This window comes from Pseudooceanicola aquaeponti (assembly GCF_050897975.1).
Taxonomy (GTDB): domain Bacteria; phylum Pseudomonadota; class Alphaproteobacteria; order Rhodobacterales; family Rhodobacteraceae; genus Pseudooceanicola.
Window position 1 is genome coordinate 360,049 of sequence record NZ_JBPAXY010000006.1, and the last position, 24,304, is coordinate 384,352.

Annotated in this window: 23 protein-coding genes; 7 read left to right on the plus strand and 16 right to left on the minus strand. The window is 69.6% G+C overall.

Annotation, left to right across the window (positions count from 1 at the left end; genetic code table 11):
• Positions 1-49: 49 nt before the first annotated feature.
• From ACRARE_RS16675 to ACRARE_RS16705, 7 genes are all read right to left on the minus strand, one after another.
• Positions 50-820 (minus strand): cyclase family protein, encoded by a 771-nt coding sequence (locus ACRARE_RS16675; RefSeq protein WP_432657585.1) that lies wholly within the window; start codon positions 818-820, stop codon positions 50-52.
• The gene (locus ACRARE_RS16680) at positions 817-1,791 is read right to left on the minus strand and encodes a fumarylacetoacetate hydrolase family protein (RefSeq protein WP_432657586.1); all 975 of its coding nucleotides are present in this window, start codon (positions 1,789-1,791) and stop codon (positions 817-819) included. Before ACRARE_RS16680 ends, ACRARE_RS16675 begins: the two co-directional genes overlap by 4 nt.
• A 4-nt stretch (positions 1,792-1,795) precedes the next feature.
• Complete coding sequence (locus tag ACRARE_RS16685; RefSeq protein ID WP_432657587.1) at positions 1,796-2,995, minus strand: alpha/beta hydrolase family protein; 1,200 nt, start codon at positions 2,993-2,995, stop codon at positions 1,796-1,798.
• A gap of 140 nt (positions 2,996-3,135) precedes the next feature.
• On the minus strand, positions 3,136-4,308 hold the full coding sequence (locus ACRARE_RS16690) for an MFS transporter (RefSeq protein ID WP_432657588.1): 1,173 nt from the start codon (positions 4,306-4,308) through the stop codon (positions 3,136-3,138).
• A 182-nt stretch (positions 4,309-4,490) separates the two neighbouring features.
• The gene (locus ACRARE_RS16695) at positions 4,491-5,624 is read right to left on the minus strand and encodes an FAD-dependent oxidoreductase (RefSeq protein WP_432657589.1); all 1,134 of its coding nucleotides are present in this window, start codon (positions 5,622-5,624) and stop codon (positions 4,491-4,493) included.
• Positions 5,625-5,626: 2 nt separating this feature from the next.
• Positions 5,627-6,004, minus strand: a complete 378-nt coding sequence (locus ACRARE_RS16700; RefSeq protein ID WP_432657590.1) for a Rieske (2Fe-2S) protein — start codon at positions 6,002-6,004, stop codon at positions 5,627-5,629.
• Positions 6,001-6,948, minus strand: a complete 948-nt coding sequence (locus ACRARE_RS16705) for a VOC family protein (RefSeq protein ID WP_432657591.1) — start codon at positions 6,946-6,948, stop codon at positions 6,001-6,003. Before ACRARE_RS16705 ends, ACRARE_RS16700 begins: the two co-directional genes overlap by 4 nt.
• Positions 6,949-7,101: 153 nt before the next feature.
• Between ACRARE_RS16705 and ACRARE_RS16710 the strand changes: the two genes are divergently transcribed.
• On the plus strand, positions 7,102-8,025 hold the full coding sequence (locus tag ACRARE_RS16710) for a LysR substrate-binding domain-containing protein (RefSeq protein ID WP_432657592.1): 924 nt from the start codon (positions 7,102-7,104) through the stop codon (positions 8,023-8,025).
• Between the two features lie 27 nt (positions 8,026-8,052).
• Here ACRARE_RS16710 and ACRARE_RS16715 read toward each other — a convergent pair whose 3' ends face one another.
• The 7 genes from ACRARE_RS16715 to ACRARE_RS16745 all read right to left on the minus strand — a co-directional run bounded on the left by ACRARE_RS16715 (position 8,053) and on the right by ACRARE_RS16745 (position 15,988).
• Positions 8,053-8,904: an SDR family oxidoreductase gene (locus ACRARE_RS16715; protein WP_432657593.1), complete on the minus strand. Its 852-nt coding sequence runs from the start codon at positions 8,902-8,904 to the stop codon at positions 8,053-8,055.
• Positions 8,905-8,920: 16 nt separating this feature from the next.
• Complete coding sequence (locus tag ACRARE_RS16720) at positions 8,921-9,301, minus strand: hypothetical protein (RefSeq protein ID WP_432657594.1); 381 nt, start codon at positions 9,299-9,301, stop codon at positions 8,921-8,923.
• Positions 9,302-9,615: 314 nt separating this feature from the next.
• On the minus strand, positions 9,616-10,626 hold the full coding sequence (locus tag ACRARE_RS16725; protein ID WP_432657595.1) for an AraC family transcriptional regulator: 1,011 nt from the start codon (positions 10,624-10,626) through the stop codon (positions 9,616-9,618).
• A gap of 190 nt (positions 10,627-10,816) precedes the next feature.
• The gene (locus ACRARE_RS16730) at positions 10,817-11,248 is read right to left on the minus strand and encodes a DUF4345 domain-containing protein (protein ID WP_432657596.1); all 432 of its coding nucleotides are present in this window, start codon (positions 11,246-11,248) and stop codon (positions 10,817-10,819) included.
• 153 nt (positions 11,249-11,401) lie between these two features.
• Entirely contained in the window at positions 11,402-12,415 is a 1,014-nt protein-coding gene (locus tag ACRARE_RS16735) for an AraC family transcriptional regulator (RefSeq protein WP_432657597.1), read from the minus strand.
• A 111-nt stretch (positions 12,416-12,526) separates the two neighbouring features.
• Positions 12,527-13,834 carry an NtaA/DmoA family FMN-dependent monooxygenase gene (locus ACRARE_RS16740; protein ID WP_432657598.1) on the minus strand — a complete coding sequence of 436 codons (1,308 nt, stop codon included), beginning with the start codon at positions 13,832-13,834 and terminating at the stop codon, positions 12,527-12,529.
• A 75-nt stretch (positions 13,835-13,909) separates the two neighbouring features.
• Positions 13,910-15,988: a TonB-dependent receptor gene (locus ACRARE_RS16745; RefSeq protein WP_432657599.1), complete on the minus strand. Its 2,079-nt coding sequence runs from the start codon at positions 15,986-15,988 to the stop codon at positions 13,910-13,912.
• Positions 15,989-16,169: 181 nt separating this feature from the next.
• Between ACRARE_RS16745 and ACRARE_RS16750 the strand changes: the two genes are divergently transcribed.
• The gene (locus ACRARE_RS16750) at positions 16,170-16,964 is read left to right on the plus strand and encodes an IclR family transcriptional regulator (protein ID WP_432657600.1); all 795 of its coding nucleotides are present in this window, start codon (positions 16,170-16,172) and stop codon (positions 16,962-16,964) included.
• A gap of 10 nt (positions 16,965-16,974) precedes the next feature.
• Here ACRARE_RS16750 and ACRARE_RS16755 read toward each other — a convergent pair whose 3' ends face one another.
• Complete coding sequence (locus ACRARE_RS16755; protein ID WP_432657601.1) at positions 16,975-17,763, minus strand: ABC transporter ATP-binding protein; 789 nt, start codon at positions 17,761-17,763, stop codon at positions 16,975-16,977.
• 185 nt (positions 17,764-17,948) lie between these two features.
• On the opposite strand from ACRARE_RS16755, the gene ACRARE_RS16760 reads away from it, so the two are divergent.
• From ACRARE_RS16760 to dusA, 5 genes are all read left to right on the plus strand, one after another.
• The gene (locus tag ACRARE_RS16760) at positions 17,949-18,812 is read left to right on the plus strand and encodes a siderophore-interacting protein (protein ID WP_432657602.1); all 864 of its coding nucleotides are present in this window, start codon (positions 17,949-17,951) and stop codon (positions 18,810-18,812) included.
• Between the two features lie 16 nt (positions 18,813-18,828).
• A complete protein-coding gene (gene fepB, locus ACRARE_RS16765; RefSeq protein ID WP_432657603.1) occupies positions 18,829-19,770 on the plus strand; it encodes a Fe2+-enterobactin ABC transporter substrate-binding protein in 942 nt (313 codons plus the stop codon).
• A 14-nt stretch (positions 19,771-19,784) separates the two neighbouring features.
• Positions 19,785-20,783 carry a FecCD family ABC transporter permease gene (locus tag ACRARE_RS16770; protein ID WP_432657604.1) on the plus strand — a complete coding sequence of 333 codons (999 nt, stop codon included), beginning with the start codon at positions 19,785-19,787 and terminating at the stop codon, positions 20,781-20,783.
• Positions 20,780-21,820: a FecCD family ABC transporter permease gene (locus ACRARE_RS16775; protein ID WP_432657605.1), complete on the plus strand. Its 1,041-nt coding sequence runs from the start codon at positions 20,780-20,782 to the stop codon at positions 21,818-21,820. The genes ACRARE_RS16770 and ACRARE_RS16775 overlap by 4 nt, the downstream gene beginning before the upstream one ends.
• 187 nt (positions 21,821-22,007) lie before the next feature.
• Complete coding sequence (gene dusA / locus ACRARE_RS16780; protein ID WP_432657606.1) at positions 22,008-23,024, plus strand: tRNA dihydrouridine(20/20a) synthase DusA; 1,017 nt, start codon at positions 22,008-22,010, stop codon at positions 23,022-23,024.
• A gap of 17 nt (positions 23,025-23,041) precedes the next feature.
• On the opposite strand, the gene ACRARE_RS16785 is transcribed toward dusA, so the two are convergent.
• Positions 23,042-23,914 carry an alpha/beta hydrolase family protein gene (locus tag ACRARE_RS16785; RefSeq protein ID WP_432657607.1) on the minus strand — a complete coding sequence of 291 codons (873 nt, stop codon included), beginning with the start codon at positions 23,912-23,914 and terminating at the stop codon, positions 23,042-23,044.
• Between the last annotated feature and the right edge of the window lie 390 nt (positions 23,915-24,304).

Sequence of the window (24,304 nt, forward strand, 5' to 3'; positions counted from 1 at the left end):
AGGGCGCGCCCGGCCGACGCGCCCTGTCTCATCGCCCGGTAAGGGGCGCCTAGTCGGCCAGGATTGCCACCGGGCGGCACCAGCCGGCAGAGCCGCGCGCCACCTTCACCGGGAAGGCCATGACCTGAAAGCCGCTGTCGGGCAGCTGGTCGAGGTTGGCCAGCTTCTCCATGTGGCAATAGACCGTCTTGGCCCCGGCCTTGTGCCCTTCCCAGAAGAGCTCCCACTGGCCGGTCGCCTTGGCCTTCTCGGCCACGCCCTTCAGCGGCGCGTCCCAGCTCCAGGCGTCGGTGCCGCAGACCTTCATGCCGCGTTCGGTCAGCCACAGGGTGGCCTCGCGCCCGATGCCGCAGCCCGCCGCCACATAGCCCGGTGTCCCGTAAAGGGCGCCCGCGCGGGTGTTGACCAGCACGATGTCGCCGGGGCGCAGGTCATGGCCGATGCGGGCGAACTCCGCCTCCATCTCGGCCGCCGTCACCACATGGCCGTCGGGCACCTCGCGAAAGTCCAGCTTCACCCCCGGGCCCATGCACCATTCCAGCGGCACCTCGTCGATGGTGATCGCGCGCTGGCCGTGGTTCATCGTCGGGTGATAATGCCAGGGCGCGTCCATATGGGTGCCGTTGTGGGTGGTCAGGGTCAGCCGCTCCATCGCCGCGCCCGCCTGATCCAGCTGATGTTCGACGGGCACGCCGAACATCTTTTGGTATTCCTCAGCGCCCGCGTCATGGGCCTTGTAGGTGACCTCCGGGCCCATGCCCGGGGGATCGGCGGGGAAATCGTCGGTCAGCGTGACGGACAGGTCGATGATCCGGCTCATGCGCGGCCCCCTTTCACCACTTTCTGGTCGATGGCGCCAAACAGGGCGCCGCCGTCGCGCAGGCGGCATTCCATGCGTACCCGGTCCCCGAAGGACAGGAAGGGGGTGCGCGGCGCGCCCTCGTCCAGCAGCTCGATCGCCCGGCGTTCGGCCATGCAGGACGAACCGATCTCGCGGAAGTTCTCGTTCGACACGGTGCCAGAGCCCAGCACCGTCCCGGCGACCAGGTCGCGGGTGCAGGCCGCATGGGCCAGCAGCTCGTCAAAGCCATAGGACATCGGGTAGCCCTCGGCGCGGCCAAATTCGGCGCCGTTCAGATCCACCGCCAGGGGCAGGTCGACCCGGGCATCGCGCCAGGCCGCGCCCAGCTCGTCCGGGGTCACGGCCACGGGGGCCATCGAGCAGGCGGGCTTGGCATGGATCCAGCCGAAGCCGGTCTTCATTTCGACCGGGGCCACGGCGCGCAGCGACCAGTCGTTGATTTGCACCAGCAGGCGGATATGGGCGCGCGCTTCGGCGGCCGTCGACCCCATGGGCACCGCATCCACGATCACCCCGAACTCGCCCTCGAAGTCGATCCCGTCTTCCTCGCGCGGCAGGGGGATGTCGCAAAGCGGCCCGTAGAAGCGATCCGACAGGCCCTGATACATCAGCGGCCGCCCCTTGGGGTTCGGATCGTGGTTGAAGACCTTCTGCATCAGGTCGCCGTGGCTGTCATAGGCCGATCCGTCCAGCCATTGCCAGGCGCGCGGCATCGGCGCCATCACCGGGGCGGCGGTGAAATCGGGGCCTTCCTCGCTGGCGTTCAGCGCCGCGTATTGCTCTTCCAGAGAGGGGGCCAGGGCGTCCCAGCTCTCGATCAGCTGTTGCAGGGTCTGCACCCCCTCGGTGGGGATGCAGCGCAGGTTGTCGCGGCTGACCAGATGCAGCCGTCCGTCGGGGGTGCCGTCGTGCAGGGTGGCAAAACGCATCGGCTCAGCTCCGCAGCAGATCGGGTTTCGAGATCGGCGCATCGGGGGCGGCGCGCCCGCCCAGCACCTCGACGAACCAGTCGGCGATATAGCCCCGGCCATAGCTCATGTTGTCGGCGCCCACATGTTCCACGCCGCCCTCGCGTTCGGTGAAGATCTTCAGCCGGCGCTTGGGCGAGTTGGTCAGCTGGTCATAGGCCTGATGGGCGTAGTCCAGGGCGATCTGACGGTCCTTCGAGCCATGGGTGACCAGGAAGGGCACGCGGATCTTCTCCATCTGGCCGTTGAGGTTGAAGCCCTCGGCCTTGGCCAGGAATTCGTCCATGTCCTTGGCGCCGAAGACCCACATGACGTGGTTCCAGTAGTGCGGCACCGGGTTCTCGCCCTCGCGGTTCAGGCGCTTTTGCTGCACTTCGGCCCAGTTGTGGTTGGCGCCCCAGACGGCACCGGCGGCATAGCGCGGTTCGTTGGCGCAGACGCGGGGGGTGTAGTAGCCGCCCAGCGAGATGCCGGTGATGCCGATCCGCTCGGCGTCCACGTCGTCGCGCGCGGCCAGCCATTCGTAGATCGGCGTGCCCCATTTCTCGCTGTCATAATGGGCGGGCAGGTCTTGCAGGCGCAGGCTTTCGCCGGTGCCGGGCTGATCGACGCAGAGCGAGGCGATGCCGCGCTTGGCCAGCTCATGGGGCAGGAAGGACCAGTAGAGCAGCTCTTTGCAGCTATCGAGACCGTTCAGATAGACCACTGCCGGGGCCGGGCCCTCGACGCCCTGGGCCGGGGTGTAATAGGCCGAGATTACCTTGTCGCCATAGGGAATTTCGACGCGGGTGACGCTTTCGCCCGCCTGGGAGGTGCCCTTGGCAAAGTTCTCCAGGCCCTTGCGGTAGGTCACCATGCGTTCCGGGTCGCCCTGGCCCTGCATCCGTTCGGCCAGGATGTAGTAGAGCGCCGCGCGCTTGCGCTTTTCGGCGGCGGAAAAGAGGTTGCCCAGCTCTTCTTCCTCTTCGGCGATCGAGACCAGCTTGTCGGCCACGCGCACCCATTCGACCATGAAGTCCTTGGTGCCCGCATCCTCGCCGTTCTTGGATTTCTCCAGCAGGGGTTGGCACATGTCCATGATCTCGCCCATCTCGGCGCCCGAGGCGATGGCGATAGAGACGGTCAGGTTCCAGACATAGTTGGGGAAGTAGTCGAACATAGCCATGGGAAGGCTCCTTGCGTTGGAAAGGCTCTCGGGCGGGGCCCCGGGGGATCCCGCCCGGTGGTATGGGCGCCCTGACCATTGGGAAAATGGAAAGGGGGAATGCCGGACATTCAGCGGGTGAATGCCCGGGTGGGGCCGCGTCAGGCGTGGCGCGTGCCCCGGGCGAAGGCGGTGATCGCCAGGGCGGCGATCAGTACCGCCATCAGGCCCAGGGCGTGGATCGAGAAGGTCTCGAGCAGCAGGCCGCCGACGATCGGGCCGAAGGCCGAGCCGGTCATCAGCATGGCGGGCGTGGCCGCCACGGCGCGGCCCGTGGGGTCCATCCGGGCCAGCAGGCCGAAGGCGAAAGTGTGGGTGAAGATCTGCACGCCGACATAGATTGTCGCCACCGGCGCCCAGACCGCGAAGGCGGTTGCGAAGGTCAGGGTCATGGCCAGCACCGCTTGCAGCGCCGGGCCGGTCAGCACCACGCCGCGCGCGGGCAGGCGTTTTTCCAGCAGCGCCGCCAGGGGGGCGGGGCCGACGAAGTTGACGATGCCCATGACAATCAGCGTCGCCACGATGGCCTGGGGGGCATAGTCGCGGGCATGGGCGATCACCTCGACGAAGGAAAAGACCATGGTCTGGTTGAAGGTCATCAGGCTGACGCCCGCGACCACCGCCAGAACCCCCGACGCCAGCGCCACGCGCGGCGCGCTACGCTCGCTGCGCACCACATCGGGCAGGCGCGGGAAGGCCAGCAGCGAGGCCAGGGTGGCGACACCCATGATCACCCCGAAGGCGAGAAAGATCACATGGCCGCCCTGGGCCTCCAGCAGGGTGGGCACGGCGCCCATGAAGATCACCCCGGTCAGGCCCAGGCCCGCGCCCGCGATGGCAAACAGCCGGTGCGGGTTGGCGGCGCGGCCCATGCTGCCATGGACCAGCGACAGGGCCATGCCATTGGCCAGCCCGCCCACCAGGTGCAGCGCGGCCAGGGGGGCGAAGGCGGTCTGCTGGCTGGCCAGCAGGAAACAGACCATGGCCACCGCATAGCCCGCCACGGTCAGCGTCTTGCGCGGCAGACGGGTAAAGGCGCGGGCGGTCAGCACGCTGGCCAGCACCGCACCCAGCAGGAACAGCGTCACCAGCGCGCCGCCCTCCTTGGGGCTGAAGCCAAAGCGCGCCACCAGGGCGCCGACCCAGACCGGCAGGGCCACCAGGTCGATCAGACCGGCGCAATGGCCGACCACCAGCGCCGCGGCGCCGATGCGTGGCAGGCCGCCAGAGCTTTGCGCGGGCGCGGCGCCCGCCTCGGTTGCGGTATTGGTCATGTCTTGTCCCTCCCTCGGGCCGCATCCTCCGCCAGCCCGTTGTTGTGTTTATTGATCTGGGCCAGGGGTCATTCCGGCCCGGTGCAGCGACGACCGGCGCCCCGAAGGGGCCCCGGCCGGTCTTGCGGCGCCGCGCGCATGGGACAGATCCCGCCCGCGCGACGCGGGATGTCACGCCGGGCTCAGATCGGCTCGGCCAGGGCGCGCATCGAGCGGCCCATGATCTCGTTGTGTTCGCCCTGGTCGCCGCCGGTGATCTCGATCTCGGACAGGCGGCCCGAGTTGTTCACCACCATGGCGCAGCGCTCCCAGCGGCGGGCCTCATGGGCGGCGAAGGCCTCGGCCACGGTGGCGTGGCGTTGCAGCTCTTCGGCGATGACCAGCCCGTCTTCCATGCCGATGCAGGCGCCCGCGCCCAGATGCGGCGTTGTGGCGTGTACCGCGTCGCCGATCAGCAGGACGCGGCCCACATGCCAGGGCTGGGGCAGCAGCATCCCCTTCAGCGGGCGATAGATCAGCTTGCTGTCCTCGCTCAGCCCCTCCTTGACGGCGCTCAGCATGGGCGAGGGGAACGGGTCCAGCAGCGCCTTCATGCGCGGCAGCAGATCGGCGTCCTCGACCCAGATGTCCTCGGGGCAGTCCTCGGTGATGAACATATAGCTGCGGCCGGGCGAGACCGGGTTGATGCCAACCTTGACGCCCTTGCCCAGCCACATGCTGAGGGTCTCCAGACCCTCGGGCGTGGGCAGTTCGGCGCGCCAGACCGCCTGGCCCACATAGGCGGGCTCGGGGGCCTCGGGCAGCAGCAGGGCGCGGGTCTTGGAGAAGAGGCCATCGGCCCCGATCACCGCGTCATAGCGCCCCGAGGTGCCATCGGTGAAGGTCAGCTCGACGCCGTCTTCGTCCTGGGTCAGGGTCTCGAAGGTGACGCCCAGGCGCACGTTGACCCCGGCGGCGCGGGTGGCGCGGGCCAGGATGGCGGCCAGGGCCGGGCGCATGATGGCGGCATTGCCGGGCAGGTCGATCCCCGGCATCGAGGGCGTCGGGATCTCGACGATGACCTGGTCATTGTGCGGCATCCGCACGATCAGCCCGCTGGTCGCGGCGCCCTCGGCCTTGAACTCCTCCAGGATGCCCAGTTCCTGGAACACCCGCAGGGTGGCGCCGTGCAGGCTGATCCCCGCGCCATAGCTGCGCCAGCCCTCGTCGATCTCGACCAGGTCCACCTCGATCCCGGCGCGGGCCATCATGATGGCCGCCGACATGCCCGAGAAGCCCCCCCCGATGACCAGAACCTTCTGTGCTGCTGCCGTCATGGCTATCCCTCCCGTGCGGCGCGCCCAGCCACCTGGGCGGGCACCGTGATGGACCCGTCCGCCTCTTCCGTCAGCGGCACCCGGGTCAGTTTGCGTCCCAGACAGGGGCCCGACACGCAGGCCCCCGTATCAATGTCGAAAAGTGCCCCGTGGGCGTGGCAGGCCAGATGGGTGCCCGCGGCGTTCAGGTAGGCATCCTTGCGCCAGGCCATGGGCGTGCCGCCGCGATAATGCGGGCAGCTGTCCATGTAGGCGTCGAGCCGGCCCGCGCGGTTGACCACGATGACCTGGCGCGGCGCGCCGGGCAGGGGCAGAAAGCCACGGGCGGCGCCATCGGGAACATCGTCGCGATGGCACAGCCGAAGAGGCGGGCGGCTCATGCGCCGCCTGCGTCCTCGGGGCCTCCGCCCGGCGCCCATTTCTCGCGCCATTGCAGCAGGAACATCTGGCTGGCCTCGGGGCCATTGGGCGCGGCGCGCGCCACCCAGCTGTCGTCATGCTTGTCCATGTCGGCGTCATATTCGAAATGCACGCCGAGGGGGCTGTTGAAGTACCAGAACCAGTTCGAGCCGAACTTGTGCCGCCCCGGACCCCAGAAGCTTTGATAGCCCTTGCGGACAAAGCGGTCGCCCGCCACCATCAGCTCGGTCGGGCCGCCCATGTGGAAGGCCAGATGCTCCAGCCCCTGCATGTAAGCGGGGGTGCGGATGAAGAACAGCGTATGGTGATCGTCGTTGGCCGCCGGGCGCAGGAAGGGCCCGGCGCCGGTCAGCTCATCGGTGATGATGAAGCCCAGACGGTCGCGGTAGAAGCCGATGGCCTTGTCGTTGTCGGGGCTGAACAGCACATGGTGGCTAAGGGTGCGGGGCAGGGCGGCCATGTCGTCGCTGACGCCCAGCTCGTTCGGGGCGCGCTGCGCCGGGGCGCCGGGGGCGTTGATCTTTTCGGCGGGCATCGACAGCGGGCGCCGGATCGTCACCTGGAAGCGCAGCGAGAAGCCCAGGTCGTCCTGGCATTCCAGGCCGCCATCGGCCAGGCGGGTGACGCGGCGGTCGCGGCCCAGCTCGGCCTCGATCGCGTCCAGCGTCTCGGCGTCGACCACCCCGTAGATCTGCTGGCGCAGCATGTTCGAGGTCGGCAGCGGCGCGGGCAGTTTCGGGTCGTCGCGGTGCCGGATGATGACGCCGGTGCCGTCCAGCGCCTCGTACAGCCAGCCGGTGGCGTCCAGCTGCACCGGCGTCAGGCCGAAGTCCTCAAGATAGGTCTTGGATCCGTCCAGATCCTCGACGCCGAAGACAAGATAATCAGGTCCGATGATTTTCATCGAATGCCCCCTCCCTCATTTGAAAATCCGCCAGGCGGATTGCGATTCTGCTTGGGAAAGTTGTAAGAGGGGTCGAGGTATTCAGAAAATTGCTTCGATGAATGTGTGGCATTCATCTGGTGAATTGTCGGTCAAGGGGCCGAGGGGGACGGGATGCGGTTCAACAAGCTGGACATGAACCTGCTGGCAGCGCTGGACATTCTGCTGAAGACGCGCAGCGTGACCCGGGCGGCGGAAGAGATGTTCATCACCCAATCCGCCATGTCGAACGCCCTGGGACGGCTGCGCACCTTCTTTGACGATCCGCTGCTGGTCCAGGTGGGCCGCGCGATGGAGCTGTCGCCCCTGGCGCAGACCCTTCAGGGGCCGGTGCGCGACATCATGATGCGGGTCGAAAGCGCCACGCGCATCCGTCCGGCCTTCGATCCGCTGACCGACAGCGCGGTGTTCAACGTGGTGATCTCGGACTACTCGCTGTCGGTGCTGGGGGCGGGCCTCAGCCGGGTGGTATCGGATCAGGCGCCGAACATCCAGCTGAACCTGCGCCCGCAGCACGCCCGGCCCAGTGTCTTGCTGGAACGGGGCGAGGCGGATCTGCTGATCGTGCCCGACTACCTGAGCAATGCCGAACACGAGGGCCAGATCCTTTACGAGGACGATCTGGTGGTGCTGGTGGCCAGCGACGGCCCCCATGCCGGGGTGCCGATGACGCGCGAGCGGTTCTGCGCTGCCCGCCATGTGCTGATGGAGCCCTTCACCGGTCAGGACAGCTATTCCGCCGTGGTGATGCGCGAGGCGGGGGTCACGCCGGTCAAGGTGCTGTCGACCTATTCCTTCTCGTCCATCCCGGCGCTGATCCGGGGCACCGACCGGGTGGCGCTGATCCAGCATCGGCTGGTGGCGCCGGAACTGGCGCGCGGCGGGCTGGCGATCAAGCCCGCGCCCTTCGACTTCGCCCCCCTGCGGCAGTCGATCTGCTGGCAGGCGCACCGGTCGCGCGACCCGGGGCTGCGCTGGCTGCGGGAAAAGATCATCGACTGCGCCCGCGCCGCCCCGGTGCCCGCGCCGGTGGCCTGAGGGGCAGGGGCGAAAGGCGCCGCGCCCTCAGTGGCGGGCCTTCGGCTCCTGCGCCAGGCCGGCGAAGTGATCGGCCAGGTGATGCCTGCCGAAGCGGGGCGCCACCATGTCCATCCCCATGGCCGTCAGGAAGAACCGCGCAGGCCCGCCGATCCGGCGCGGCAGGGCGGGCAGCAGCGCCAGGGCGCCACGGCGCAGGGCGTCGGGCAGATGGGTGATGCGCGGCGTGGTGCCCAGGGCGGCGAAGGCGGCGCGGGCGACCTCTTCCTGGGTCATCACATCGGGGCCGCCGACCTCGACCCAGCCCCGGCGCGCTGCGGTCGCCTCGGCCACGGCCTGGGCCAGATCGGCGCCGTGGATCGGGTTCAGCCGCCCCTGGCCATCACCGAACAGCCAGACCCGGCCCCGGCGCGCCATGGCCAGGATGTCGCCCATGTCCGAGAAATAGCCCGTGGGGGCAATCACGGTGGCGGGCAGGTCCGAGGCCTGAAGGGCCGTGACGAAGGCGGCCTTGGCGGCCACCAGCGGCACCTCCGCCATGGCCTGGGCGTTCAGCACATGCACATAGGCAAAGCGCCCCACGCCCGCCGCCTCGGCTTCGCGCAGCAGGTTCAGGTTGGCCTGGAAATCCACCTCGCGGTAGCCCAGCCCGTCGGCCTGCCGGGTGATCCCCAGCGAGGAAACCACGAGGTCGATCCCGTCCATCACCCCGCGCAGGGTCTCGGGGCGGGTGGCCTCGGCCTCGACGGTCAGGTCGGCGTGGCCGGGGGCGCGGGCGCGGGCGCGCACCAGTGCGGTGACATGCTGCCCGCGCCGGGCATATTCGGCGCAGAGGTGGCGCCCCAGATAGCCGGTGGCCCCGGCGATCAGAACTTTCATGACGTCCCTCCGCTGTTCAGGCCAGACCGACGCCAAGGGCGGCGGCGGCCATCAGGGCGAGGACGGGGGTCCACAACAGGCGCTCGGGGCGCGAGGGGCTGGCGGCATTGGCCGCGAGCGACAGCAGGGTCAGCACCACGGCGGGCCAGAAGAGCAGCGCCAGCGGCACCGCGGCGGGGCCGGTGATCAGTTCCGCCCGGCTCAGCACCGCCCCGGCCATGGTCAGCAGCAGAGCCGCCTGGACCAGCGCCAGAGCCCGCCAGGCGGGCGGCAGCTGGTGCGCAAAGCGGCCGCCCACCGTCCAGCGGCCCAGCGGGGCCCCGGCGGCGAGGGCCAGATGCATCAGCACCGGCAGGCAGGCCAGCGCCGCGTAGGCGAGGGCAAGGGTCTGGCTCATGCGCCGCCCCTCCGCGACCAAAGCCTCAGCCGCAGCGACAGGGCGCGCGCCGGTCTGCGCGGCCGGACCGGGCGAGGGGGGACGGCGCGCGCGGGTGTCTGCCCCTGGGCCGGGGCGTCCCCGCCGGTCAGCAGGCAATGCAGCGCCCCCATGCGGCTGTGCCCGGCCCCGGCGGGCTGGTCCGGATGGGGCGCGGAAAGGGTCAGGGTTGGCATGAGGTCTCTCCTTCGGTGGCAGGCCTGTCCGAAAGAGGGTCTAGCCGGTCGCGCCGGGCGGCGGCATGACCGCAGCGATCAGCCTTTTGACCTCGGGCCTCAATCGGCCAGCCAGGCGGTCGGGCTGGCCCCGGTCCAGCGCCGGAAGGCGCGCACGAAGGCCGAGGCCTCGGAAAAGCCCAGCAGATAGGCGGTTTCACCGACCGAGACCTTGCGGGCGCTGAGGTAATCCATCGCCATCCGGTGGCGCAGCTCGTCATGGACCTGGGCGAAGGTCACGCCCTCGTCCTTCAGGCGGCGATAGAGGGTCTGGCGGCTGACGCCCAGGTCGCGGGCGATGCGGTCCATCGACAGGGTGCCCTTGTGCAGATCGGCCAGCATCCGGGCCTCGACCGCGGCGCGGATGCTGTCGTTGCTGGCCAGTTCCTCCAACAGGCTGTCCGCATGGCGAGTGAAGACCCCGAAGACGTAGTCCTTGCCGCCGTCGAAGGCCTCTTGCAGCCAGACCGGGTTGATCCGCAGCGCATTGCGCGCGGCGCGGAAGGTCACCGGCACCCGGAACAGCTCGGGGTAGCGGTTGGCATGGGGCGGCGGCGCATAGGTGACATCCAGCGCCAGTTCGAACGGATACTCCGGGGCCGAGCGGCGGAATTCCGAGATGAAACGGGCAAAGCCCGCCTCGGTCGACATCCAGTCGCCATCGGCGGGGCGGTGATCCACCAGCCAGACCGCCTCGCCCTCGTGCAGCAGTTCGAACCGGTCGCGCCCCGCCGCCAGCGGCACGTCGGCCATCAGCCGGGCATAACGGTTCAGCTGCTCCAGGCTGTGCGGGAAAGAGGTCGAGGCATGGACGATCTGGCCGACGATCGACATCGTTTCAAGCCGGGTTTCCAGCACATGGCGCAGCAACAGCGAGGTGTCGCCCGTGGCCTCGATCCCGGCGCCGATCAGGGTCTGATAGGCGGTGACGGGAATGCGGTTGTCCTGATCGGCCAGATCCGCATCGCTCAGCCGGGCGGCGGCCATCAGCGGCGCGCGGGGTGCGCCCTGTTCGACCGCATAGTCCAGAAAGGCGGTGGCGAAACCGGCGGCCATGGTCTGTTCGGCCATGCGGCTGTCTCCTCGGATCAACTCGGCTCAATGTCTTTGGGGCCAATACCGCGCCCCGGCCGCGCCGGTGCAGAATCGGCGCCGAGTGATTTTCCTGAGACCATGGCGCAAGACAACCCCTTGCGGGGCTGCTTGCCAGTGGGGATCGCCCTTGATCCATGCGGGGCCAAAGGGGGGGGCGCCGGGGGGCCTAGCGTGCGGGATGCGACAGGGGCGCGCGCGCCGCCGGGTCGGACCAGAGCCGCCGCCGGAAGGCCGCGAGGCAAAGCGCGGCCAGGATCAGCTCGGCAACAAGGGCGCCGATGACGGGGCCAGAGGGCAGGCCATCGACCGCCAGCCCGACCAGCCGCCCGGCGGGAAAGGCCAGAAAGACCACCAGCGCCGTGGCCATGGAGGTGGGCAGCAGCGCCCGGCGCCACAGACCCAGCAGCATCAGCAGGCCGAAGCCCGCCAGGGCCGCGGCGGGGGCGCGCATCTCGCTCAGCAGGCTGGGGTCGGGGCCGAGGGGGATGCCGTAGCCGGCGTAGAAGTCCTGCGGCGCGATCAGGATAGAGGCGCCGATGAAGAGGGCCACGAGGCCAGCAAGGCCAAGGGCGGATTTCTCGAAGAGGGTCGGGGGCATTTCGGGGTCCTTTGTCGGGAAGGGGGGCAGGCCGGGGCGCCTGCCGGTGCAGCCCGGGCATAGGCGGGGGCGGGCGGGGCGGTCTTGACCGATCCGGCCAGGCTTTTGACCGTTGCCGCCAGGGCGTGCCCGCCGCCGCCTCGGGGCGGCGTCTCAGCCCCGGGCCGCTGGGGCCATGTCCCGGCGATAGCTGGCGGGGGTGGTGCCGACCCAGCGTTTGAAGGCGCGGGTGAAGGCGCTTTGCTCGGAAAAGCCGGTCAGGAAGGCGATTTCCGCCAGGGAATGACGCCGGTCCTTCAGCAGCCCCTGGGCCAGTTCCCTGCGGGTGTCCTCGGTCAGGGTCTGGAAATTCAGCCCGTGATCGGCCAGGCGCCGGTGCAGAGAGCGCGCGCTGAGCCCCAGACCGCGGGCGATGTCGGCGACCTTGGGCACCCCCTCGCTCAGCGCCTGGGCGATGGCGGCCCGGGCCTCGGCCACCAGGGCCGGATCGCGGGTCAGGGCCGTCAGATCGGCCTCGAGATGCCCGGCGAGGTAGCCAGAGAGCCCCGCGTCGCCCAGGATATTGGGTCTCGCCATGGCGGCGTCGTCATAGAGGATCGCGTCGAGATCGGCGTCGAACCGCACGGGGCAGCCGAACCAGTCTTCATGGGCCGTGGTGCTGCGCGGGGCGGGGTGGCGCAGGTGCACCTCGACCGGCGACAGGGGCTCTTGGCAGACCTCGCGCGCCAGGGCCAGGGCGCTGGCCAGGGTCGCCTCGTTCGACAGCCGCATCCCCAGGCGCCGGTCGCCCGCCCGGTGCAGGATGAAGAGGGTGCCGCCCCGGGCCGGGCGGCATTCGTATTCCACCACGCTGGTCCACAGCCGGGCATAGCGTTCCACCCGCGCGTGCGCGGCTCCCAGGGTGGTGGCCGCCTTGAAGGCCAGGCCAAGGGCGCCGTAGTCGTCCAGCCGCATCGAGGCGCCGGTGCGCAGGGGCAGGTCGGTCCCGTCGATCTGCCGGGCGATCCGTTCCAGCATGTCGTAATAGCGCTCGGCGGGTACCATCTGCGCCGGATCCCAGGGGGCGGCCGGGTCGAGGCCGACCAGGGCCAGCAGCGCATCCGCATCGACCCCGTCGCCCGCGGCGGCGACCATCTTGCGCGCAAAGAGCGAAGTCACGTGTCCCATCCGGCGCAGTCTAGAACCCCGGGCCGGGGCCGCCAAGCGGAGGATCGGTCTGGGCGCCTTGGCAGGGCCGCCAGACGGGGGGCGCCAGCGGGCAGGCGCCAAGGTCTGGCCTCAGCCCTCGTTCAGGTGCCCGGCCAGGGTGTCGGAGGTGTAGCGCCGCCGGAAGAGGCCCGCCTCGGCCAGGCGCGGCACCAGCTGTTCAAGCGTCAGATGCATCGAGCGGGGGGCGCCCCCGGGCACCGCCACGAAGCCGTCGATCGCTCCGGCCTCGAACCAGTGCGAGATGGTCCGGGCCGCATCCTCGACCGTGCCGATGATCTGCCAGTGCACCGAGGCCAGCAGTTCGGGCCGCGCCAGAAGGCTGTCCACCGTCAGTTCCTCCTGCGCGATCAGCGCGCGCAGCAGCGCCCCGTAGGAGGGAAAGCGCGAGGGCGGCGGCACGGCGGGCAGATCGGCGGCGCGCACCGGGTGGTCGCCGGGCCAGGTGGCCAGGTCGAGGCCCGTCGCCTCGCGCAGCCGGGCCAGCCGGGCGGGGCGGTCGACCCGGGCATGATTGGCCTCGAAAAGATCGCGCGCCTCGGCGCGACTGTCGGCCAGGTAAAGGCTGAGCCCCGGCAGCAGGCGCACGTCCCGGGGTGCCCGCCCGGCGGCCTCGGCCGCCCGCGACAGGGCCTGACGGGCGGCGAGGGCATCTTGCAGGGTCAGGGCCTGGGCAAAGACCATCTCCGCCATCTGCCCGGCCAGGGCGACCCCGCCTGCCGAGGCCCCGGCCTGCATCATCGGGATATGGGGGCCGGGAAAGGCGGGAATGTTCAGCGGCCCCTCGATGTCGAAGGCCGCGCCATGGTGGTCGGCGGGGCGGATCAGGGCGGTGTCGGCGAACTGTCCCGCTGCGCGGTCGATGCGCAGGGCCTCGGCCGGAAAACTTTGCCACAGGGCCTGCATCGCCGCGACGAATTCGGCGGCCCGGGCATAGCGCTCTGCCGAGCTGGGCATCTCGGTCAGGCCGAAGTTCTGCTGCCCCTGCAAGGCGGTGACGATGTTGCACCCGGCGCGCCCCTCGCTCATCCAGTGCAGCGACATCAGCTGCCGGGCGGTCGGGTAGGGGTGGCCGAAGGTGGTCGAGATGGTCGGCACCAGCCCGATGCGCGAGGTGCCCTGCACCAGCGCCGCCATCATCAGCACCGAATCCAGGCTGGCGAAGCCGAAGGAGGTTTCCATCACCGGCACCGGCAGGCTGTGGGTATCGGGGCGGAAGACGAAATCGAGATGTGCGGCCTCGGCCCGGCGCGCGATGTCCAGGGCGAACTCGGCCGAGAACAACCCCTCGATCCCGCTGTCGGGTCGCCGCCAGCCTTCATCGCGCAGCCAGGTGGGGGCCAGGGACATGCCAATGCACAGGGTGTCACGCAGTTTCATCGCAGGGATCCTTGCTGATCGCGAAGGGCCGGCCCCTGACAGGCCGGCCCGGTTTTCTGGTCGTCTGGGCGTCGCTCAGAACTGACCGCGCAGGCCCAGGCCGATCATCCGCGGGGCGGTCATGCTGGCCTGGGTGAAGGGCGCGGCGCTGCCCCGGGCGGCCTGTTTCAGCACCGGCGCGCGTTCGTCGAACAGGTTGTTGACGTAGCCGTAGAGTTCCAGCCCGCCCGACAGCGCATAGCTGGCGTTGAGGTCGACCAGGCTGTAGCTGTCGATCTCGTAGCTGTCGGTATTGCCGATGTCGGACTCGTAGCCCCCGACAAAGCGGGCCTGGCCGCCGATCGTCAGGGCCTCGGTCGCCTGCCAGTCGACCCCCAGGCTGACCATGCCGCCCGGCGCGCGGGCAAAGGCGTTGCCGGTATACTCCGGGGCGGCGGCGAATTTCGTCACCTCGCTGTGCAGCAGGCCCAGCCCGGCGTTCAGGCGCAGATCCTCGTTCGGCTGGTAGGTGGCCGAGATCTCCAGCCCGTAGGCCTCGGCCTCGTCGGCGTTGATGGTGTGGATATTGGCGACCCCGTTCACGATCTGGGTGATCGAGTTCTGCGCATCGCGGTAGTCCATGTAGAACAGGTTGCCGTTCAGATGCAGGCGGCCGTCCATCAGGCTGGCGCGGGCGAAGAGCTCGTAGTTCCAGACGGTTTCGGCATCGTATTCCGTCCAGTCGTTCGATCCGGTGAAGTCGAGCGAGACGCCGCCCGGGTTGTAGCCCTTCGAGATCAGGCCGCCGATGGTCAGCTCGGGGCTGACCTCATAGGCCAGGGTCACCTTGGGCAGCAGCTCTTCGAAGGTCTCGGAATAGTCCAGGTCGCTGTTGGCGAACAGCGGCGAGACCTCGCCGCTGCGGCTGACCTCATCGCGCTGGTAGCGCAGCCCGCCGGTCAGGGTCCAGCGGTCGGCCAGGCGCCAGCTGACCTCGCCATAGACACCCAGGTTTTTCTTGTCGTCGTCGAAGGTCGACACGCCGCCCTGGTCCAGCCAGTCGTCCTGGGTGACATGGGCGTAGTAGAGGCCCGCGACACCGCTGACCAGGTCGCCGGTCTGGCCGAAGGTCAGCTTGGTCTCATTGCTCCAGCTGTCGCGGCTGATGTCGGCATCGCCCCGACCCGCCGCGCCGGTGCGGCGGTGGATGGTCTGTGTCGAGCCCTGCATCTGGTTGGTCAGGGTGAGGCCATTGGCGAAGTCATAGGTGGTGTCCCAGACTAGCGTATCGGTCAGCTGGTGCCAGCCGGGCATCATGGTGGTGATCGTGTCCAGATCGTCATAGGGCGGCGAGGCGCCCTCGGCACTGGGGCGGGTGGTGTCGGTGTTGCTGTAGGTCAGCAGCATTTCCAGCCCCGGCAGTTCCGAGGGTTGCCACAGAAGCTTGGCCCGGCCGTTCAGGGTCTCGAAATCCTCGCCGATCTCGTTCTGGATGAAGCCGGGCTCGACATAGTCGATGAAGGTGTCCCGGGCGCTGTAATCCAGCGTGACGCGGGCGGCGAAATCGCTGCCCAGGGGGGTGTTCCACATCAGCGAGCTGCGGCGCTGGTTGTAGCTGCCGAACTCCAGTCGATAGGCGCCCTCGCGCTCGAAGGTGGGTGCGTTTGTGTTGACGATGATCGCCCCGCCGATGGCATTGGCCCCCTGCGAGGTGGTCTGCGGACCGCGGAACACCTCGACGCTGTCCAGATCCCAGGCCGAGGTCGCGCCGAAGTAGAGCTCGTTATAGTCGAGGTAGTGACCGTCAAGGTTGACGGTGGCGCGCGGCACCGTACCGCCGAAGAAGGCGTTGGCCCCGGTGTGCGGCCCTTCCGAGTTCTGGCCGCGGATGATCGGCGTGCTGACGCTGTCGGTATAGATCACGTTGGGCGTGCCCGCGATGACAGAGGCCACGTCGGACTTGCCGGCCTTGGCCTCGATCTCTTCGCCCGACAGCACGGCGACGGAAGAGGCGGTGTCCATCATGTCGCGATCGACCTTTTCGCCGGTCACGGTGATCGGCGCCAGGGTGATCGCGGCGCCGGTCTGGGCCTGGGCGCTGCCAGCCGCCAGGGCGATGGTCAGGGAAAGGAAGCTCGCATGGCGCGCGAGCCGGGCGCGATTGGTTCTGTGCATTTTGACCCCCGGGTCCTTACGTGGAAACGGCTGGCTTGGAGGGGTCCGGCTGGCGCGATGATGTGTTTCGCATTGCATGACGCATCCCGTATGTCAAACGCATGTCGGTGGAAAACCTTTACCCGGGGCGGGCTGTCGGATTAAGGTCACAACCTGACAGCCAGCCGGGAGGGGACCAGCCATGCAAGAGGCCTTCGCCGATCATACCGCCGAGGAGGGGGCCGAGCCGCGCCGCTCGGCCACGATCCAGTCCATCACAATGGCCGCCCGCTTCCTGCGGCTGCTGGCCAGCTCGAACACGGCGATGCCGCTGAACGAACTGGCACGCGGCGCCGAGACGGGCCGGTCGACGGCGCATCGCTACATGCAGTCGCTGGTGAAAGAGGGGCTGGTGCGCCAGGACCCGGCCAGCAGCCGCTACGAGCTGGGCGCCGAGGCGCTGAGCCTTGGGATCGCGGCGCTGCGGCGGGTGGAAGAGGTGGAACTGGCCGGGGCGCAGATGAAGATCCTGGCCGAAACCCACCCGATGAGCGGCGGCGTGGCAATCTGGACCGAGCGTGGCCCGACCCTGGTGCGCTGGTATCGCAGCGCCGAATTCTCGATCACGCCGCTTGGCCTCGGGGATGTGCTGCCCGTGGACAACACCGCCTGCGGTCTGGTCTTTCAGGGCTATCTTGCCCCGGCCCGGGTCGAGGCGGCGCGGCGGCAGCAGCCGGATCATTTCCGCGGCGAGGCCCCGACGCGGGCCGAGATCGAGCGCATCCGCGCGGCGGGCTGGGCCGAGTTGACCAACCACCTTCTGTCGCAGGTCACCGGACAGGCCGCGCCGATCCTGGATGCCCAAGGGCAGCTGGCCTGCGTGGTGACCACGACGACCGACCTTGGCCGCCTGCGCGCCGCCGATGACCGGCTGGTGCTGCAAGACGTGGCCCGGCTGGTCAATCGCGCCACCGGCGGCCAGGCCTGGCTGGGCTGAACGGGGGGGCTCAGCCTGCGGGCGGGCGGCGGGGAATGATCATCGGGCGGCCGGTTTCGGGGTCGGCCATGACCCGGGCGGGCAGGGCGAAGACCTTTTCGATCAGCGCCTCGGTGACGATCTCTTCGGGCGCGCCCCGGGCCACCACGGCGCCGTCACGCATGGCGATCAGGTGGCTGGCATAGCGGATCGCCAGGTTCAGCTCGTGCAGCACCGCCACCACCGTGCGCCCCTGCCGGTTCAGCCGCGACAGAAGCTCCAGCACCTCGATCTGATGCGCGATGTCGAGGAAGGTCGTGGGTTCATCCAGCAGCAGAATCGGCGTTTCCTGGGCCAGGGCCATGGCGATCCAGACCCGCTGACGCTGCCCGCCCGACAGCTCTGCCATGCGGCGTTCCGCCAGATCCAGCGTGCCGGTCAGCGCCAGGGCGTCGCGGGTGGCGCGCTCATCCTCCGGGGACCACTGGCGCAGAAAGCTTTGATGCGGAAAGCGCCCGCGCGCCACCAGATCCGAAACGGTGATGCCGTCGGGGGCCACGGGCGATTGCGGCAACATGCCCAGACGGCGGGCGACCTCGCGCGAGGGCACCTCGCTGATCGCCTTGCCGTCCAGGATCACGCGCCCCGCCTCGGGCGGCAAGAGGCGCGACAGGGCGCGCAGCAGGGTGGACTTGCCGCAGGCATTGGGGCCGACGATCACGCTGAAGCCGCCATCGGGAATGGACAGCGACAGGCCTTCCGAGATCACCCGCGCCTCATAGCGCAGCGTCAGGTCTTCGGCACTCAGGCGGTCGGTCATCTCCGTCTCCGGTGGCTTCTCCGGCCTGGATGCCGGTCGGACCTCGTATTGCATTGCGGAATGCGCTCTGCAATATGGTTGCAGCCACGTTGAGCGACGCCGCGCGCCTCGCTTTGCGGCAGCCAGCCATCATTTCCATACCTCCACGCGAACCGGGCCCCTTTCCGCCCGGAAGAAAGGCCGCCATGGCAGATTTGCGAAACGAAGTTGTCGAAGACCGGACCAATGCGCTGGCGGGCAAGGATCACATGCGCGACATGACCCGGGTGCAGCTGACCGTGTTGAAGATCGAGCGCCCGTTCCCCACGGTGTCCCGGGTGACGATCCGCATCCACACCGAAGATCCCGCCGCCTGGAGCGTGCCAAACGTCGCCGTCCGGCTGGAGGTGGCCGAGATCGAGGGGCATCGCCCGATCTCGCGCATCTATACCATCCGCCGCTTCGATCCCCAGACCTGCGAGGCCGAGATCGACTTTGTGATGCACGAGGACGACAGCCCGGCGATGCTGTGGCTGCGCGCCGCCCGTCCCGGCACCACGGCGCTGATGATCGGGCCGCGTCCGCATTTCTCGCCCGCCTTCGAGGCGGGGAAAAAGGTGGCGATACTGGCCGATGAAACCGCCATTACCGCCGTGCTGTCGATCCTTGATGCCTGGCCCGAGGGAGAGGTCGCCGAGGCCTGGATCGAGACCGCCGATCGCGCCGCCTTCGACGAGCTGCCCCGCCCTAAAGGCGTGACCCTGCACCACCTGCCGCGCGCGGCCCAGGCGCCCGCCGGCACCACCGGCGCCCTGGCCGCCGCCGCCCGCGCGGCGATCACCGATGGCAACTGGACGGTCTGGGCCGCGGGAGAGCGGCGCGACATGCGCGAGATCCGCGCCGTCTGCGCCGAGCAGGGCATCGGCCGCGAGGGCCAGCAGATCATGGGCTACTGGAAGCTGGGGATGAGCAGTTCCGAAATCGACCGCCACCGCCTGGCCACCTATGAGGCGCTGAAGGCGCGTGGCGCGGGGCTCGACAACCTCAGCGACGCCGACCTCGACATCTGAGCGGAAGGTGAGACGCATGTTCAGACAGACCTTCGCCGCCCTGACCCTTGCCCTGCTGCCCGCGCTGGCCGCCGCCGACGACGGCTGGCCGCGCCGGATCGAGCACGCCACAGGCACGCTGACCCTGGCCGCGCCGCCCGCGCGGATCGTGTCGACCTCGCCCAGCCTGACCGGCACCCTCTTGGCCATCGAGGCGCCTCTGATCGCCACCGCCGCCGCCACCCGCAGCCGGTTATCCGACGAGGCGGGCTTCTTTCGCCAATGGGCCGAGGTGGCCCATGGGCGCGGGGTCGAGGTGCTGTATCCCGACCTCAGCTTCGACATCGAGGCGGTGATCCTGGCCAATCCCGACCTGATCGTCGTCTCGCAGACCGGCGGCGACAGCGCGGTCGAGTTCGTGCCCGAGCTGGAGGCCATGGGCTTTCCGGTCATGGTGCTGAACTACGGCATCAACCCCTGGGAGGCGCTGGCGCAGACCCTGGGCCGCGCCACCGGGCAAGAGGCCGAGGCCCGGGCCGTTACCCAGGCCTTCACCGACCATGCCCGGGCGGCAGGGCGCGCCATCACCCACCCCGAGGGCAGCGTCAGCATCATTTCCTACAACTTCTACGGCTCTTACGGGGTCAGCAAGCCCGAGGGCGCCCAGGCCCGCGTCCTGGCCGAGATGGGTTTTGAGGTGACCGGCGTGCCGCAGGCGGCGCAGGGGCTGGTCCAGGCCTCGCGCGAGTTCGACTTCGTCTCGCATGAGAACCTCTCGGCGGCGATCAGCGGCGATACGATCTTTCTTCTGGCGGCAGAGCCGGAGGATGTGCAGGCGGTGCTGGACGATCCGGTGCTGGCCAACCTGCCGGCGGTGAAGGCCGGGCGGGTCTACCCGCTGGGGGCCACCTCTTTCCGGATGGATTACTATTCCGGGCGGGCGATGGTCGACAGGGTCGCGGCGCAGTTCGCCGAATGACCGGGGCAGGGCGCGTGCAACGGGTCAGAACGGGGGCGTTGGCAGGGCTGGCGCTGCTGGCGCTACTCTTCGGGCTGGGCCTCGCCATCGGGTCACGCCCCATTCCGCCGGTTGAGGTCTGGCGCGCGCTGGTGGCCTATGATCCGGGCAGCGATCTGCATGTCATCGTCCGTGCCCTGCGGCTGCCGCGCGATCTGCTGGCGGTCAGCGCGGGCGCCGCCCTGGGCCTGGCGGGGGCGCTGATGCAATCGCTGACCCGCAACCCGCTGGCGGAACCCGGACTTCTGGGGGTGAACGCGGGCGCGGCGCTGGCGGTGGTGCTGGGCACCATGGCCTTTGGCCTGACCTCGGTTGCGGGCTATGTCTGGTTCGGCTTCCTCGGCGCCGGTCTGGCCGGTGTTGCCGTCTTCGTGCTGGGCCGGGCCCATGACAGCGGCACCGACCCGGTACGGCTGATCCTGGCCGGGGCCGGGCTGACCATCCTTCTGGGCACGCTGAGCAGCCTGCTGATGCTCAACTCGGGGCTCGAGGTGCTGGACATCCTGCGCAACTGGCAGACCGGCGCCCTGGACGGGCGCGGCTACGGGGCGGCGGGCATCATGGCGCTGGCACTGCTGGCGGGGGCCACGGCCAGCCTGGTCGTGGCGCCCGCGCTGGATGCCCTGGCCCTGGGCCAGGACCTGGGCCGCACCCTGGGGCTGGATCCGCGCCGGATCTGGGCGCTGGCCTGCCTGGCGGTGATGCTGCTGGCGGGCGCCGCCACGGCCACCGCCGGACCCATCGCCTTTGTCGGGCTGATCTCGCCCCATGTGGCGCGGATGCTGGCCGGGCCCGCCAACCGCAGTGTGCTGCCCCTGTCGGCCCTGATGGGGGCGATCATGCTGCTGGCCGCCGACATCCTGGGCCGGGTCGTCGCCATGCCGGGCGAGGTGGCCGCCGGGATCGTGGCGGCGCTGATCGGCGGGCCGTTCTTCGTGCATGTGGTGCGGCGCTACCGCCTGGTGCAGCTGTGACGCCGGGGGGGCAACGCCTGCTGCGGGTCGGTGGCGTCAGCCTGCTGTGGCGCCCGCGCGCCCTGGCGGTCGGGCTGGGAGCGCTGGCGCTGGCGCTTGGTCTGGCGCTGCTCTTGCTGGGCACCGGGACGATGCAGTTATCCCCGGCGCAAGTCCTATCGGCCCTGTCGGGCAGTGGCGAGGACCCGGTCGCCAACCGCATCCTGCAATATGTGCGTCTGCCGCGCCTGCTGACCGCCGCATGCGTCGGGGCGGCGCTTGGCATGGCGGGGGCGGCCTTTCAGTCGATCTCGCGCAATGCGCTTGGCTCTCCGGATGTGATCGGCTTCACCTCCGGGGCCGCGACCGGGGCCATTGCCCTGCTGGTCTTCGGCACCCCCGGGGCCTTCGACACCGCCGCCGCGGCAGTGGCAACGGGGATGTTGACGGCGCTGGCGGTGCTGGTCCTGTCGGGCCGGGGCGGGGCGGGCGGCGGTTACCGGCTGGTGCTGATCGGGATCGGCGTCGGCGCGGTGCTGACCGGGCTGAACACCCTGCTTCTGGCCAAGGGCGCGCTGGACCGGGTGATGTCGGCACAGCTGTGGTTGGCGGGCTCGCTGAACGCCCGCAACTGGGGTCATGTCTGGATCGCGGGCAGTGGCCTTTTGCTCTTCGCGCCGGTGCTGGTGGCCCTGTCGCGCCGCCTGGCGGTGCTGGAGATGGGCGAGGACATGGCGCGCCAGTTGGGCCTGCCGGTCGCCACGACCCGCATCCTGACCGTTGTCACCGCCGTTGGCCTGACCTCGCTGGCCACGGCCGCGGCGGGGCCGATCGCCTTCATCGCACTGGCCACACCGCAGATCGCCCGGGCGCTGTCGCGCTCCTCGGACGTGCCGATGGTGACCGGGGCGCTCTGTGGGGCCGTGCTGATGCTGGCGGCGGACCTGATCAGCCAGGCGGCCAGCTTTGGCCTGGTGATGCCCATCGGGCTGGTCACCGGCAGCCTCGGCGGCGCCTACCTGCTGCTGGTGCTGACGCGCCGCGATGGCCTGCGCTAGGCCCCTCTCGGCGCCGTGCGGCCCGCGCTCGATCACGGCGCCGTGGGAATGCGGCCCGCCTGGCGTAAGGGTGGATGACGCCCGCCGCGCAATATGCTATCGCGCCGGTCTTCCGCCGCCATTTGCGCTGACCGCAGGAGTGGTCGAGGGCGAGGAAAGGATCCTGTCTGTGTGTGGGGTGACATAAGTGACTGAGGTCAAAGAAATTTCAGAGGTCGCGCTGGCCGCACGCCTGTCCGTCGCCCCGATGATGGACTGGACCGACCGGCACTGCCGCTATCTGCATCGGCTGCTCTCGGCGCGCACCCTGCTTTACACCGAGATGGTCACCGCGCCCGCGCTGGTGCGTGGCGGCGCGCTGCATCTTCTGGACTACAACCCCGAGGAACACCCCGTGGCCCTGCAACTGGGCGGGTCCGAGCCCGAAGAGCTGGCCCAGGCCGCCCGGCTGGGGGCCGAGGCGGGTTATGACGAGATCAACCTGAACTGCGGCTGCCCCTCGGACCGGGTGCAATCGGGCACCTTCGGCGCGGTGCTGATGAAGCACCCCGAGCTGGTGGCCGACTGCGTCGCCGCCATGGCCGAGGCGCAGCCCGCAGAGGTGACGGTGAAATGCCGCATCGGCGTGGATGATCAAGAGCCGGAAGAGGTGCTGCCCGACTTCCTGGAAAAGATCCGCGCGGCGGGGGTGCGACGGGTGACGATCCATGCCCGCAAGGCCTGGCTTCAGGGGCTCAGCCCGAAGGAAAACCGCGATATCCCGCCGCTGGATTATGACCTGGTGCTGCGGATGCGCGCGGCCTTCCCCGATCTGCATCTGTCGATCAACGGCGGTATCGCCTCGCTGGATCTGGCCGAGGATCTGCTGGCGCGGGGGATGGACGGGGTGATGATCGGCCGCGCCGCCTATCACGAGCCCGCAAACATCCTGTGCCAGGCCGACCGCCGGATCTATGGCGAGGAGGGCGCCGCCCTGACGCCCGAAGAGGCGGTGCGCGCCATGCTGCCCTATATCGAGGCCCATGTCAGCGCGGGCGGCAAGCTGGCGCAGGTGACGCGCCACATGCTGGGCCTGTTCCAGGGCCGCCCCGGCGCCCGCGCCTGGCGGCGGCATCTGTCGGAACAGGGGCATCGCGCGGGCGCCGGCCCCGAAGTGGTGGCCCAGGCCCTGGCCCTGGTCGCGCCGGAGGCCGCCCAGGTCTAGGCCGCGCCGCGCGGGCCTCAGTTCTCCTGGAAGAAGGCGATGGTGCGGGCGATCAGCGCATCCAGCGCCGCCGTTTCGGTGAAGATGTTGAAACTGTGGTCCATCTCGTCGGTGTATTTCACCTCTGGCCCGTCATGCGCCGCCAGCAGGCTGTCGGCAGAGGCGGGCGCCACCAGCACGTCCTGGCTGCCCTGGGCCACCAGCAGCGGGCCCGGGTAGGCGGCGATCTCGGCCAGCGGATCATAGCTCTGGACGCCCTCGAAGAAGGCCGGTTTCAACGCCACCTCGGCGCCCCAGGGTAGGCCGGTGGTGACCGGCTGATCGGGATCCTCGGCCGCGGCGGCGGCATCGAACATCGCCTGGCCCAGCAGGCCGGTATAGGTGGGCAGCGGATCGGCCACGGCGTTCCACAGGGCCACCGCGGCGATCCCGTCGCTGCGCCCGGCGGTGCCGGTGGCGACCAGGCCGCCCTGGCTCCAGCCCAGCAGATAGACGGGGCCGTACCCGGCCTCTTGCAGCCAAGCGAGGGCGGTCTGGGCATCGGCGACCTGCCCCTCGAAGGTGGTATCGGCGTAGGTCATGGTGCCGGTGCTGTCGCCCGAGCCGCGAAAGTCGATGCGCAGGCTGGAGAGCCCGGCCTCGGCCATCAACCGCGCGGTGCGGGAAAAGACCCCTTCGTCGGTGCCGGGAATGGCCAGCTCGTCGCGGGTGCCGGTGAAGCCGTGCAGCAGCAGCACGACCGGGCCGGGCGCCTCGGCCCCGTCGGGGGTTTCCAGGGTGGCGGCGATATCCTGCACCGGCGCGGACAGGGTCAGGGGGCGTTCCATGGCAAGACCGGGTTGGGCGAGGCCCAGAAGGGCGGCGCAGGACAGGGCAAGAGGGCGGATCATGGCAGGTCTCCGGTCAGGGGCAAGGGGGCGCGGCGCGCGCGATGCCTCCACCTTAGGGGCGGCGGTGTGGCCCGCAAGCACGGGCGGCCCTGGTGGGGCGCCCCGGGGCGCGGATGCCTGTCCCGCAGGCGTGCTGGCCGGTTTTCGCCCATCCCCACGCGACCCTGTTCTGACCCACGAAATAGGGCGCATTTTTGCCATTTTTTCCTGCCTGGGCCCCCGCAACATGCTGCGGGGGTCTGATGGGTAACCGCTAGAGCTGGGAAAATATGGGCAATTCTACCGATGGATTGTCATGGATTATAGCAATCTTGCGCGACAATGATTTTCCCGTTCTCAGATCGTTTCCGAAACGTGGATTTTTCCCCGCTGGCCATAGGGCAGCCATAT